At 67.8% G+C, this 13,953-nt stretch carries 11 protein-coding genes; 8 read left to right on the forward strand and 3 right to left on the reverse strand.

Going from position 1 to position 13,953, the window contains the following annotated elements; genetic code table 11:
- Positions 1–438: 438 nt before the first annotated feature.
- The 7 genes from DN051_RS02835 to DN051_RS02865 all read left to right on the forward strand — a co-directional run bounded on the left by DN051_RS02835 (position 439) and on the right by DN051_RS02865 (position 8,441).
- On the forward strand, positions 439–1,362 hold the full coding sequence (locus DN051_RS02835) for a cupin domain-containing protein (RefSeq protein WP_112437868.1): 924 nt from the start codon (positions 439–441) through the stop codon (positions 1,360–1,362).
- 206 nt (positions 1,363–1,568) lie between these two features.
- Positions 1,569–2,354, forward strand: a complete 786-nt coding sequence (locus DN051_RS02840; RefSeq protein ID WP_112437869.1) for a sulfite exporter TauE/SafE family protein — start codon at positions 1,569–1,571, stop codon at positions 2,352–2,354.
- A gap of 416 nt (positions 2,355–2,770) precedes the next feature.
- The gene (locus DN051_RS02845; RefSeq protein WP_246040881.1) at positions 2,771–3,283 is read left to right on the forward strand and encodes a hypothetical protein; all 513 of its coding nucleotides are present in this window, start codon (positions 2,771–2,773) and stop codon (positions 3,281–3,283) included.
- A 111-nt stretch (positions 3,284–3,394) separates the two neighbouring features.
- Positions 3,395–4,873: a PepSY-associated TM helix domain-containing protein gene (locus DN051_RS02850; protein WP_112437871.1), complete on the forward strand. Its 1,479-nt coding sequence runs from the start codon at positions 3,395–3,397 to the stop codon at positions 4,871–4,873.
- A gap of 303 nt (positions 4,874–5,176) precedes the next feature.
- Entirely contained in the window at positions 5,177–6,019 is an 843-nt protein-coding gene (locus tag DN051_RS02855; protein ID WP_112437872.1) for an RNA polymerase sigma factor SigF, read from the forward strand.
- A gap of 197 nt (positions 6,020–6,216) precedes the next feature.
- Positions 6,217–7,506, forward strand: coding sequence for a phospholipase D-like domain-containing protein (locus DN051_RS02860; RefSeq protein WP_112437873.1), 1,290 nt, complete (start codon positions 6,217–6,219; stop codon positions 7,504–7,506).
- Between the two features lie 422 nt (positions 7,507–7,928).
- On the forward strand, positions 7,929–8,441 hold the full coding sequence (locus tag DN051_RS02865; RefSeq protein ID WP_162624813.1) for an SsgA family sporulation/cell division regulator: 513 nt from the start codon (positions 7,929–7,931) through the stop codon (positions 8,439–8,441).
- Positions 8,442–8,690: 249 nt separating this feature from the next.
- Here DN051_RS02865 and DN051_RS02870 read toward each other — a convergent pair whose 3' ends face one another.
- Together DN051_RS02870 and DN051_RS02875 are read right to left on the reverse strand one after the other, a co-directional pair.
- A complete protein-coding gene (locus DN051_RS02870; RefSeq protein ID WP_112441994.1) occupies positions 8,691–9,200 on the reverse strand; it encodes a DinB family protein in 510 nt (169 codons plus the stop codon).
- A 207-nt stretch (positions 9,201–9,407) separates the two neighbouring features.
- Positions 9,408–10,058 carry a nuclear transport factor 2 family protein gene (locus DN051_RS02875; protein WP_199314864.1) on the reverse strand — a complete coding sequence of 217 codons (651 nt, stop codon included), beginning with the start codon at positions 10,056–10,058 and terminating at the stop codon, positions 9,408–9,410.
- A gap of 493 nt (positions 10,059–10,551) precedes the next feature.
- Between DN051_RS02875 and DN051_RS02880 the strand changes: the two genes are divergently transcribed.
- Entirely contained in the window at positions 10,552–11,079 is a 528-nt protein-coding gene (locus DN051_RS02880; protein ID WP_112437875.1) for a YbhB/YbcL family Raf kinase inhibitor-like protein, read from the forward strand.
- A 78-nt stretch (positions 11,080–11,157) separates the two neighbouring features.
- On the opposite strand, the gene DN051_RS02885 is transcribed toward DN051_RS02880, so the two are convergent.
- Positions 11,158–13,632, reverse strand: coding sequence for a SpoIIE family protein phosphatase (locus DN051_RS02885; RefSeq protein WP_112437876.1), 2,475 nt, complete (start codon positions 13,630–13,632; stop codon positions 11,158–11,160).
- Between the last annotated feature and the right edge of the window lie 321 nt (positions 13,633–13,953).

A 13,953-nucleotide genomic window follows, 5' to 3' on the forward strand; every position in this document is an offset into this window, starting at 1 on the left:
GGCTGTGCAGAACCATGGAGCCGACCGCCCCAGCCACCCCCGCTCTCACCTCATGCCCTCGCCTACCCTTGCTGGCGCACGGCGGCGGACGACGCGCCGAGCGGGACGAGGACTGGAGCCCAGGACCACACCCGGTCGGGCGGGGTGAGTGGCGTTGCGGCCGACGTGGTCCGGCTCGACGGCCGGCTGTGAAGTGTGGCGGGCCACCGTGCAGTTCCGCCTGCTCGACGACCCGTACTGGGGCACCGCCGGAGACAAGTGATGGACTGTCCGGCTCCGCCGGCGGTGAGGCCGACCCGGTGACCGCGAAAAGTTATTCCGGCCGCGTGGCTACCGAACCCGGGATCGGATCCAAGTACCGCCACCTGCGATTTTGCCGCGATTAACAGCCGCCGTGGACAGTGGCGGCGTGGCACTGGACTCAGCAGGAAGGCGACCATGAAGCAGTCAACAGAGGTCTCGCGTGCTCCGCGAACCTTGAGCATTCACCGCGGCGACTCTGTTAAGTTCGAGGACTCTCATCCCAGCGAACCGGGACAGGGCGTCCGTGTCGGGCAGATCCTCGGGCCGGACGATGGTGCCAGTCATCTCTCGATCGCGATCGTCGAGCTTGAACCCGGTGGTCACGTCATCGGACACCGGCACCCCTTCGAGGAATCGTTCTTCGTGCTGGAGGGCAACCCGCTGCTTGCGGTCGCCGACCACAATTTCTCGCTGTGCCCCCAGGACTTCGGCCTCGTGCCCCACGCCGTCGGCCACGCCTGGAGCAACCCCACTGATCAGCTTGTGCGCATGCTGCGCGTACATGCGCCGCAACCGCGACCCATCGACGGCCGCGGGAAGTGGGGGGTGTTCGAGGCGCCGGAAACTCAAGTGCCGACACAGGGCGTCCCCGTGGATGAGCTCGACCCGGCCAAGCCGTATGTCGGTCACTTCGATCAGACGGACATGGCGCCGCCCGGGTCGATCTCGATGCCCGGTTACCACGGCGCGAACGTGCAGAACGTTCAGATCCGCATGATGGTGGACGATCTCATCGGTGCGCGTCATCACGCGATGTTCATCGTGCAGTTCACGCCCGGAGTCGTGGACAACGCCCCGCTGAAGACCGCGAAGGAGCACTTCCACCCGTTCGAGGAGATCTACTACTTGATCTCCGGCCAGACGCGGGCCTTCTGTGACGGCGAAGAGGACCTGGCCGGTGTCGGCGATCTCGTCTTCGCGCCCGTCGGCGCCTCGCACGGCTTCGCGGCCCTGGGCACGGAACCGCTGTGCTGGATCGAGGTGCAGTCACCGATGCCTCCGGCCAGCGGTGGATTCACGTTCCACACCGACTGGACGCGTCACACCAACATCGGTTGACGATCGGCGTCGCGGACGCGACCGGCTGGACGCGGGACCGCCGGCGCCGGGGCAGCACTGCCGGCCCCGGCGCCGCGGCGTGCCTGGCGACCGGCCCGACCACGCCCGTCCGTTCATGAACATCTTGTTGCGGGCTGCCGTTTGCGCGCTCCAATGCACTGATACTGGCCGTTGATCGACAGCCGGGTGAGGATGCGGAGCGGACAGTGGACTGGACGGTACCGGCCGCGCTGGCCGTCGGCCTGCTGATCGCGGCGGTGACCGCTCCGGTCGGCGTCTCCGGCGCCGTGTTCCTCCTCCCGGTCCAGCTGAGCGTCTTCGGCGTGCCCAACCCCGCGGTCACTCCGACCAACCTGTTGTTCAACGTCGTTGCCGGACCCGGTGCCCTGTGGCGGTACCGGTACGACGGCGCCCTGCGCGGAGACCTTGCCGGACGACTCGTGCTGGGCACACTGCCGGGCGTCGTCATCGGTGCGGTCATCCGCGTCTTCGCCCTGCCCGGCCCTGACGTGTTCCGTGTCCTGATCGCCGTCCTGCTCCTGCCGCTCGGCCTGTGGCTGTGCCTGCGTGCCCTCACTCCGGCGCGTCACCGGCCGCCCCACGCGGACAGGCTGCGTCCTCGCACGATCACAGGTCTCGCCCTGGTGGTGGGAGTGGTCGGCGGTATCTACGGCATCGGCGGCGGCTCGCTGCTCGGCCCGATCCTCGTCGGACGAGGTCTGCCGGTCGCACGTGTCGCCCCGGCCGCGCTCGCCGCCACGTTCGCCACCTCCCTCGTCGGCGCCGCTACCTACGCACTGCTGTCGCTCGCCAGTTCCGGCGACGTCGCCCCCGATTGGTGGCTGGGCCTCGCCTGCGGCCTGGGAGGGCTGATCGGCGGCTACCTCGGCGCGCGCCTCCAGCCCCGTCTGCCCGAGCGGTCCCTACGGCTCCTGCTCGGCACCCTCGCCACAGCCCTCGGTGCCCTGTACGCCGTTCAGACCCTGAGGTGATCCCCCCACCCCCGACGAACACCGTCGTGACGACCGGTGCGCCCACCCGACGGGCCCGCTCGAACAGTGGAAGCCGGACTCCTGGGCCGGAAGTCCGGCCGCGGGTTCCATACGCACATCCGGGCCTGTGCACCCGGTCGGACGCGGGAGACGACTGCTGACGACAAGGCTGCTGCCGCCACCCGCAAACGCCGTACAGGCAAGTTGATATTCCCTGCTGTTGGGACCGGACACAACCATTCCGCACCGGCGCACTGTCCCGGTACCTTGTGCCGGTGCGCGAACCGGAAAGCTGGGTCAGGCGGACCGGAAAAGGTCTGCTCTGTGCCTCTGCCTCCCTTTTGCTGGGCGTGGTGGGACACGCGACGGCCGGTGGCCGGCTCCCGGGAACGGGCGCGCTGCTGGTGGTCCTTTGCGTGCTTACGATTCTGGCGACCGCCCTTTTCGGATCTCGCCGACGCAGGTTCGACGTCACCGTGCTGGTGTTCGGCGGTCTGCAATTCACCTTGCACATAGCCCTCCACCTGCTGTCGGCCGGGCACGCGCCCGACACCCACACAGCCCGACACCCCGTCGTACCGCTCGGCCCGACCGGCGACGCGGCCATGACCAGTGATCGCGCACACTCCGCCGCGGGCGAGACTCTCACCGCCGCGGAAACCACAGCTCAGTCCATCACCATGGCGATGACCGCCGGACACGCGCTGGCGACTCTCGGAAGCGCCTTCTGCCTGGTCTTCGGAGAGCGTCTGCTCCGCCGGCTCGCAGCATTGGTGTGCACCGGCTTGCGCCGTCCCGCCCGCCCGGCACTACCCCCTCTGCCGGACAGCCGCCCCCCTGCATTCACGTCGGTCACGTACCACTGCGTCGCTCCCATGCTCACCCGCTGCCGCCCCCGGCGCGGTCCTCCCCTGCTGCGTCCGGCCTGACCACCGTCCTTTCTGTCGGTCACCGCATGACGCACAGAGGGCGATTTCCGCCTGCTCCGACTATCGCCGGACGCGCCGTGCCACGGCGCACAGCACCTGGGGACCTCACATATGACGTCGACCATCAGCAGACAGCCACATGGCGACAAGCCGCCAACGGCCACACAAGAACCGGCCGCCACCACGGGGCGCTCCTGGCAGGGCGTACGCGCCCTCCTCGTCCGTCTGCACTTCTACGCCGGGGTGTTCGTCGCCCCCTTCCTTCTCGTGGCCGCGCTGACCGGCCTGCTGTACACCTTCACCCCTCAGCTCGATCAGCTCGTCTACGGCGAGGAGCTGAGCGTCGAGCAGGTGGGCGAAACTCCGCGACCGCTCGTAGAACAGATCGCGGCGGCCCGGAACGCGCACCCCGAGGGCACGCTCGCGTCGGTGATCACCCCGCCCGGACCGGAGGACACCACGCGAGTGGTGCTGTCGTTGCCCGAACTCGGTGACAAGCAGCGCACGGTGTTCGTCGACCCCTACACCGCGAAGGTGCAGGGCGAGCTGACCACCTGGTTCGGCTCGACCCCGCTCACGACCTGGCTCGACGACCTGCACCGCAACCTGCATCTCGGGGAGACCGGGCGCCTGTACTCCGAGACCGCGGCGAGTTGGCTGTGGGTGGTCGTCACCGGCGGACTCATCCTGTGGATAGGCCGCAGCCGCGGTCAACGCGCCAGGTCCGCCCGCGGCGTGCTGATGCCTGACCGATCCGCGCAAGGCGTCCGACGCACCCGCAGTCTGCACGCGGCGACCGGGGTCTGGCTTGCCCTCGCGTTGTTCTTCCTGAGCGCCACGGGCCTGACCTGGTCGCACTACGCGGGCGAGCGATTCGGCCAACTCCTCAGCGCGGCGAACGGCAGCGCCCCCGAGCTCGACACCAGCCTGCCGGGCGCCACCCCGCCGGCAGAGGATGAACATGCCGGTCACGCCGAGCACGGTGGCGCAGCGGGCGGTGAACAGACCGACGTCGATCCCGCCGCCTTCGACTCCGCCCTGGAAGTCGCCCGCGACACCGGGCTCGGCGGGACTGTCGAGATCACGCCACCGGCGGACCCGTCCAGCACCTGGGTCGTCGCGCAGAACGACAACACCTGGCCCGTGCACTACGACCGAGTCGCCGTCGACGTCCAGAACAGCGAGGTCACCGCGCACACCAGGTGGGCCGACTACCCCGTCCTTGCCAAGCTCAGCAAGCTCGGCGTCCAAGGGCACATGGGCATTCTCTTCGGCATCGTCAACCAGATCCTGCTCGCCGCCGTCGCGATCGGGCTGATGTCGGTGATCTTCTGGGGTTACCGCATGTGGTGGCAGCGCCGTCCCACCCGAGCCGATCGCAGAGCGTCCTTCGGCAAGGCACCCGCCCGCGGAGCCTGGCGCCAACTTCCCCTACCGGTACTGATCCTCGGGATACCGGCAGTGATCGCCCTCGGGTGGGCATTGCCCGTACTCGGCGTGACACTGCTCGGGTTCGTCCTGGCGGACGTCGCCGTCGGCCTCATCCTCAGGCGCCGCACCGCTGACGTGGTTCGATCGCCCGGGTCGTAGCCGCCCCGTCTCGACAGCCGAAGGGCTCCCGCAAGCGCCCTGCTCGCGGGGGCCCTTCGTCGTGCCGGCTGCCGTGAGGCACGCCCTTCGTCGTCGGCGGGGTCGCCGCCCGTTGTCGGGTGCGGACGCCGGACGAGCGGCGATGCCGGGCGGCCGGCATCGACCTGTGCCCCGAGCTGGTGCGAAAGGCTCCAAGGACACGTGGACCCGACGTGGACCAGGCATGCGTGGCGAAGAACGGGGTAGCCGCCGCATCGTCGGCTCGGGTCGGCGACCACAAGGGTTGTTCGACCGGGAGGGAAGATCATGACTACGACCGTGCAGGCAGCAGAGCGCACCACCGCGATGCCGGAGATCGTGGATCCGTCCAAGGTGGCGCCCAAGGACGCGCGGGAGTTGTCGAAGCCGTTCTTCGACCAGTTGGCGGTGCTTGAGGAAGGTACGCCCGAGCACCAGTACGTACGCAACACCCTCATTGAGATGAACATGTCCCTTGTCCGCTTCGCAGCCGGCCGCTTCCGCAGCCGCGGGCCGGAGGAGATGGAGGACATCGTCCAGGTCGGCATGATCGGCCTGATCAAGGCCATCGACCGCTTCGAGTTGTCCCGCGAGGTGGAGTTCACCTCCTTCGCCGTGCCGTACATCGTCGGCGAGATCAAGCGGTTCTTCCGCGACACCTCTTGGGCCGTGCACGTGCCGCGCCGACTGCAGGAAGCCCGCGTACAACTGGCCCGCGCCACCGAGGAACTGCGCAGCCGCCTGGGCCGCACGCCGACGACCAAGGAACTGTCTGAGCTGATGAGCCTGCCGGAGGACGAGGTCGTGGAGGCCCGCCTGGCATCCAACGGCTACAACTCCTCCTCGCTGGACGCGGCGATCAACAACAGCGAGGACGGCGAAGCCGCCCTGGCCGACTTCATCGGCACCGAGGACTCGGCCCTCGCACTGGTCGACGACTTCCATGCTCTGGCCCCGATGATCGCCGAACTCGACGAGCGCGACCGCCAGATCATCCACTGGCGGTTCGTCGAGGAACTCACCCAGAAGCAGATCGGCGAACGCCTCGGTGTCTCGCAGATGCATGTGTCCCGCTTGATCAGCCGTCTGCTGGCCCGCCTGCGCAAGGGCATGCTCGACGCGCGCTGAGAGCGGCGTCGACTGTCGCATTTCGCTCTCGTCAGCGTGCTGCGCGGAACCCGGGTCGTTTCATCGGCGCCCGCGCGGTACGCGACAACACGCGCAGCTCAGCGCACGAGCATGCCGGACGGTGAGCGAGACCTCTGCGGTCAGGTCAGGGTCCGCCCCGTGAACAGCATCGGATCCGCGGCAACGGCAACGGATTCATGACCACGATCGCGGCACGGCGGGACGGGCAGTCCCCGCTCCACCTTCAGGGGTGCCGTGCGGAAGGGGCCGAATTGAGCACAACGAACGACGTATCCACACCCGCCCGGCACACGGTGGACGACGACGCCACCACCGAGCGGGCCGAGAAGCTGCGTCGGCGCCTCGAGCGGCTGATCGGCATCGCGGCGACCGAGGGCAACTCCTTGACCGTCCTGCGCAACGGAGACGAGATCTTTCCGGCCATGCTGGAGAGCATCCACTCCTCCGAGCACACGGTGGACATGATGACGTTCGTGTACTGGAAGGGTGACGTCGCCCGTGACTTCGCCCGGGCATTGGCGGATCGTGCCCGTGCCGGAGTTCGGGTGCGGCTGCTGCTGGACGGCTTCGGCAGTCGGCTGATCGAGAAGGACCTGCTGACGGAGATGAGCCGAGCGGGCGTGCAGGTGGCCTGGTTCCGCAAGCCGCTGTACCTGTCTCCGTTCAAACAGAATCACCGCTGCCACCGCAAGGTCCTGGTGGTGGACGAGCAGGTGGCGTTCACCGGCGGAGTGGGCATCGCGGAGGAGTGGTGCGGGAACGCCCGCAACGCTCAGGAATGGCGCGACACACACGTCCAGGTGCGTGGCCCGGCGGTCGACGGCATCGCCGCGGCGTTCGCGCAGAACTGGGCCGAGTGCCACGACGAACTGTTCGACGACCGCGACCGGTTCACCGGACATCAGCGGCAGGGCGACGCCGTGGTGCAGGTGGTGCGCGGATCTGCCAGTTTCGGCTGGCAGGACATGCAGACCCTGATCCGGGTCGTGATCGAGTCCGCCGAGCAGCAGTTCAGGCTGGCCACGGCCTACTTCTCCCCGGACGCCTACTTCATCGAGCTGCTGTGCGCCGCCGCACGGCGCGGGGTGGAGGTGGAAATCCTGCTGCCCGGACCGCACACCGACAAGCGGGTCTGTCAACTGGCCGGACAGCACCACTACGAGAAGCTGCTCGCCTGCGGTGTACGGATCTACCAGTACCAGCCGACCATGATGCACGCCAAGGTCATCACCGTGGACCGGACGGCAGCGCTCATCGGCTCGACGAACTTCAACCGGCGGTCCCTCGACCACGACGAGGAGATCATGCTCGCCGTCCTCGACGAGGAGTTCACCGCCACCCTGGACAGACACTTCGACGCCGACACGGCGGCAGCCCGACTCATCCAGGCCGGCCGGTGGAAGCGGCGTTCCATACTTCAGCGGACCCGCGAAGCCACGGTGCAGTCCGTCCGCCGCTTCTTGTGAACGGGTGCGGGGCGGCATCACATCCGCGACGCCCGGGCTGGAGGTCCCTTCTGCAGTCGGGCGAGTGGACCGGCCCTGGCCGGCGGAGCCACCGGGACGGTCAGGTCAGCGGATGCTGATCACCATGCCGAGCGTGAACATAGCGAAGAACGGCGCTGCCTGACTCCCCTCGCTATCTCACCCACTCATGCCCCATTGCGAGTCTGAATTTCGCGGCCGCTGCAGAGAGAACGAAGCCGACGCAAGGAGACACGCGTCACACAAGGCTGTCCGGGAGTCACACATGACCAGGCCATCACGGTCAATGCTGTGTTGCCGCGACCCGCGAGTCTGCTTCGCGCTCATTTGAACGATGCGCCAGAACTCGAATGGTCCGGGACGTGGGACGTACTTGTCGGAACTGCAAAAGCGGAGCGGATAAATTGACGGGCAGGGAGACCTTCGACCTCGATGACGACCTCGAGGCCGATCGCACGGCCGCATCGGGCCGAAAGGCCATCGACGTACGTCGGGTGACCGCCAGCCGTGAGATCGTCACCTGCCGGACGCTGGTCCGTGTGGCCATGGCTGGCGAGTATCTGCCCGTTGTGACGGAACTGAGGTACGACAGCGCCGACCCGTACATGGTTTCTTTTCTTTTTCACGCGGACACCGAAACACCGGTCGAGTGGGAATTCGGGCGCGAGCTCCTGGCGGCCGGCCTACAGCAGATCAGCGGTATGGGCGACGTCCGAATATGGCCTGCCGAATTCCGGGGCTCCGGCACAGTTTTCCTGTCGCTGCGCTCCGGGTCGCAAATCGAAGTGATAGCGGCTTCTGCGAAAGACATCGACACCTTCCTCGGCTGTACCCACCAGGTCGTGCCTCATGGGGAAGAGGAACACCACTCGGACATCGACGGTGTGGTCCAGCGACTGCTGGACCAGACACCGTGACCCACCGGACTCTGACCGTGCGTACACGCATCGCACCCTGATCGCCGCCGCCGGTAACCAGCACGGTCGAATCGGCAGGAACGGCACGACTACCGCGACGCGAACGCGGAAGCCGGCCACCGGCCGCGGAGTCAGAGCGATTCGAATGTCACCGGTGACGACTGCCGCAGGACTACCCCGAGGCTGTCAGAGGCCGCGGGCGCTCCGATGCATGGGCACAAACGGGGCGGCTCATGACCTTCCCCGCGCTCAGCCGGGGACTGCCGTGTCGCTGAGGATCTGCTCGCGAAGGATGTCGGCGTGGCCGCAGTGCTGCGCCAGTTCGCGCAGCGTATGGAGGTAGACCCAACGCAGCGGCAGCGGGCCTCGGCGGTTGCCCCGTATGACGTCGTCCAGATCCAGCTTGGCCGTGGATTGGCGGGATGCCTCACATGCCTGCTGATAGGCCTGCTGCACTGTGGCGATCGTGTCTCCGTCCTGGAGGTCGAAGGACTCATCGGGTGTATCGGGAATACCGATCTCGCTGCGGGATCGACAGGTGATCGCCTCGTCGAACCAGACCTTCTCGACGACGGTGGCGTGCTTGACCAGGCCGAGCAGCGTTGTCTTGGACGTGACCAGCGACCGACGTGCCTGCTCTTCGGTCAGCCCGTTCAGGCTGTCGTGCAGCATGGATCGATGCTCATCGAGGAACGCCTCGAACTGGTCGCGAATCGCTGCGTGGAGGACGGCGGGTTCCGCCGACGGGTGGAAGACCATGACGGCAACCATAGGCCGCTCCGCTCTCTTCTTGGTCTCCACTTTCGGAGAGCGCACCCGACCGACATGCTTCCCTGGTGTCGGCCACCGCCTCGGAGCGCATGTAGTGGAAGACGTCGAATGCCCGCTGTGGTCCCGCGAGTTGCACGCACACGGCGTCCTGCCGAAGTGTCCGCCACCTACATCCCGTTGGATGCGGCAGCCACGTCAGTTGCTGCCCGGCACCCGCTCCCACAGGTCCGTCACCACGCTGGATTCGAAGAAGGCCACCGCGCTCGTCACGCGGCCGTCCTTCATGTGCAGAATCCATGAGTACGTGTTGTCGTAGGGCTGCCCGTCCTTGGCGACACCGTGCCCGTCCCACTGCGCGAAGACTGTGTCCCCGTCGACCCACAGTCCCCGAACCGTCGGTTTCACGAAGACCGACAGCCGCTCACTCAGCGGTTCGATCGCCTCGTCCAGGAACTGCTGTCGGCTTGTGTACGTGCCTGCTATCGGGCTCGACCCAGTGATGGTCCACACAGCGTCGTCGGTCAGTATGTCGTAGAAGCTGCCTCCGCCCTCCCAGCGCTGGAAGGCTTCCCGGACGGCGGCCGAGTTGCGCTGTTCCTCGGGCGTTTGAGCAGCGCCTTCGGTGTCGGGCGAAGGGCTCGGGGCCGAAGGCGCACCCGTTGCCGCGGGAACGACACCGACACCGGCCGTCTTCGATTCGGACGGGAAGCCCAGGGCGGTTCCACTGAGCAGCATGACCAGTACTGCCGTCGACCCCAGCGGGACCGCACGGCGCCAGAGGCTCCTCGACTTCGGATCACGAAGGCCCACGTCGACCATGGATCTCACCTCTGCTCGTTTCTCCATGGCAGTACCTCGCTTCCCCTGCCGGACGAGCGGTGCGCACCGTGCAGCGTGCCGGAACCCGGATGTCGTCGCAGGTCCCCCGCCGCCGCTCGGCTCCGCTCCGGATGTGACCAGGTTCCGTCGTCAGCCTTGTGCGCGCATCCGGAGCCTGGCACGCACATTCCATCCGTCGGAGGGCCTGTCGGCCGTCATCGCCGACTTCCGCTCCCGCCGCGGCATCCCGGTGCAACAGGGCCGCCGAGCACCCACACAACGCACCTGTCGCGCGCGGTGGTCCGGGCGACGGTCGGGGCCTACGGTTGATCAGTGGAAGCAGTGCCGCACTGGATCGGGCGGGCTTGGCCCTCGTGCCCAGGACCGGCGTCCGGTGGCGGTGCGTTCGGTTCGAGTCACGGTGGGTGTGCGCTTCGTTCCGGACTGCGGTTGCGTCCGCGCAGATCTCGGCCGCACTTGCCCACATGCCGATCACTGGCCCCGGATGCGAGGGACAGCCATGATCAAACCCTATGGCCCGTACGATTTCATGCCGCCGATCAGGACCTTCTCACTCACCTCGGAGTCCTTCGCCAACGGCGAGCCGCTGGCCCGCGAGCAGGTGAGCGGGATCCTGGGAGCCGGCGGATCGGACGTCTCACCACAGCTGAGCTGGTCCGGCTTTCCCGCGGAGACGCGCAGTTTCACGGTCGCGATGTTCGATCCCGACGTGCCCACCGCCTCGGGCTTCTGGCATTGGGCGGTGGCCAACCTCCCCGTCTCCACGACGGACCTTCCGGAGGGAGCGGGAGGCGGTGGCGATCTGCCCGGCAGCGCGGTGACCCTGCGCAATGACGCGGGCTACAGCCGGTACCTGGGCCCGGCGACACCCCCGGGCAACGGCCCTGACCGCTACTTCCTCGTCGTGCATGCCGTCGGGGTGGACGAACTGGAGGTCTCCGAGAAGACGACCCCGGCCCTCATGGACTTCCTCCTGTTCACCCACGCGGTCGCGCGGGCCACCATGTACGGCACCTACGAGCGGTGAGCCACCAGGCCCTGGCAGGAAGGGCTCGGAGGCTCACCGCCCCTACGCGGGCACCGCGCACGTCGGTGTTCGGATTCCCTACGATGGCCCGCCGCCGCTCGTACTGGGCAGGTCCTGTTCGGCCCAGACGACTTTGCCGCCGGACACCGATCGGGAGCCCCACCGGCGCGACAACTGGCCGACGAGAAGGAGGCCACGGCCGTTCTCGTCCGATGAGCCTGCACGTCGCGGACGTGGGGCACACGTGTCGGTGTCGAACACTTCGCAGGTCAGGACCCGGTGCCGTTTCAGGCGCACAGTGACCGGGCCGGAGCTGTGGCGGACGGCGTTGGTGACCAGCTCACTGACGATCAGCTTCGTGGAGTCGCCCAGATCGTCCAGGCCCCAGTCCGTCAGCTGACGGTCTGCGAGGTTGCGGGCGCGGCCGGCGGCGGACCGGTCGCAGGACAATGTCCAGGAGGCGACCTTCGCCGGGTTCAGCACTCGGGTCCTGACGAGGAGCAGGGTGGCGTCGTCGTGCGACGTCTGCCGGGGAATACCGGCCGTCGCGCGCGTGCAGAGTTCTTCCAAGGACTGGCGTGGTTCTGCCAGGGCCGTGGCCAGGCGGTGCATTCCGTCCTCGATGTCGCCGCTGCGGGTTTCGATCAGGCCGTCGGTGTACAGGGCAAGCAGGCTTCCCTCGGGCAGTTCCAGTTCCACGGCCTCGAAAGGGTCGCCCAGTCCCGTACCCAAGGGGGGTCCGGAAGGAAGGTCCGGAAACGTGGCCTGTCCCTGCGGATCAATGATCGCGGGCGGGAGGTGGCCGGCACGGGCCATGGTGCACACGCGGGTGGCGGGGTCGTAGATGGCGTACAAGCAAGTGGCGCCAGCGGCCCCGGGGGCCCAGTCCGGGTCGTCGCAGTCCTCCTCGTCGGCCAGGCGCTGAACCGTGTCGTCGAGGTGAGCCAGCACTTCTTCGGGGGGCAGTTCCATGTCCGCGAGCGTGCGCACCGCGGTGCGCAGCGTGCCCATGGTCGCGGCAGCGTGGAGACCGTGCCCGACCACGTCGCCGACGACGAGTGCCACCCGGGCGCCGGAGAGCGGAATGACGTCGAACCAGTCTCCCCCGACCCCGTGGTCCATGTCTGCCGGCAGGTAGCGCGACGCCGCCTCGACCGCCGTGCCGCCCGTCAACCGGCGCGGAAGCAGGTTGCGTTGCAGCGCGAGTGCGGCGGTGTGCTCGCGGACGTACTGCCGGGCGTTGTCCAGCGCCTGCGCGGCGCGACCGACCAACTCTTCCGCCAGAAGAAGGTCGACCTCATCGAACGGCACCGGATTCTCGGTACGGACGAAGATCACCACGCCCAGCAGAGCGTGCCGCACGCGTACGGGCACGATCATCAGGGAGTGCATGCCGTTCTCCTGGAACCGCCGGGCCAGCGCCGGCCGCCGGTCGATCCACGGAGAGGAAGCAACGTCCAGGTTCCGCTCCAGCTGCGGCCTTCCGGTGCGCAGGACGGCGGCGAACGGTGAGTCGGGGGGCACAGGGACCGGTTCGCCGCGTGTCCACGCGGATTCCGGGACTCCTGGGTGGATCGAGGCCTGACCCGCCCGTCGGAAGACGGGGAGGCGCCCGGCCGTCGTACCGGGGTGGACCGGGGGGCCTTCGCCGATCTGGACCGACTGCTCCAGGTCCACGGAGACGTAGTCGGCGAACAGCGGCACAGCGAGGTCGGCCAGGGCTTGGCTGGCCCGCATCACGTCCAGGCTCCCACCGAGTCGTGTACGGGCCTCGGAGACGGCGGTGAGGCACTCGCGCGTCCGCCGGCCCTCGGTGACGTCGGCGCTGATGACGCACACACCCAGCGGTTCCCCGTCGGCACCCTGGATGCAGTGGAACGATGCCGCGAAAGGATGCTGTCGACCCTGGCGCGTCGGCAGCCACGCACGGTACTCGTGCACCTTCGTGGAGCCACCGTGGAGGACCTGACGCATCACCGACTCGAGCGCCTCGGCCTTGGCGCTCGGCAGTACGTCGGCCAGCCGTCGGCCCAGCCGTCGGTCACGGGGAATGCCGTCATGCTCCCCGATCACGTCGTTTACGAGGACACACCTCAGTTGCGGGTCACGGACGACGACTCCGATGGGTGCGTGGGCAAGGAGCGATCCCCGCACCGTTTCACTCACCGCATCCCCGGAGAGCGACCCGGTGTCCGTCAAGGAAGCAAGCCACCGAGCCGTTCCGTCCCGGCCGTGCAGCATCGTGATTCTCAGGCTGACGTCGACCATGCGGCCGTCCCGATGGCGCAGCGCCGTCGCACCCGGCCAGCCGTTCTCGACGCGGCACTGCTCGATGAAGGCCGACGTGGTCCGTGCATCGTGGAAAGACGGCAGTACGAGTCCGGCAGACCGGCCGACGACGTCCCCGGCGGAATACCCGACCAGCCGCTCAGCGGCCTGCGTCCAGCCGGTCACCGTCCCCTGTTCGTCGAGCAGCGCAAAGGCCGTGTCGCATATATCGAGCCTGTTCAGTTGTTCGCTAAATGTCACTTCACGGATGCTGACTGTCGTCATCGAGAGAATGTCCTTACGTCACCTGGGGCGCGACAGGTCCACTTTCACCCCATTTAGTTGAACGACAAACTAGATCTCCCGTCTGTGACAGCGAAGCGAAGGTGACTGAGAGCAACTGCTCGGCCTCGGAACGCGGTCAGGCCATGGGCGGTGCCGCAGGCGCTCGTACGCCGGCCGCTCCGCCTCCACCCGTCTCGCTTCTCCTCATCCCTCCGGATGACCTTCCCTGAAGCATCCGGGGCGGTGCTCATCGATTCGGCGGAGGACGCATATCGGACCGTCTGCTGAGGAAACGCAGCGCTCGTCCGGACACGCTGAAGT

Source organism: Streptomyces cadmiisoli, assembly GCF_003261055.1.
Classification (GTDB): Bacteria; Actinomycetota; Actinomycetes; order Streptomycetales; family Streptomycetaceae; genus Streptomyces; species Streptomyces cadmiisoli.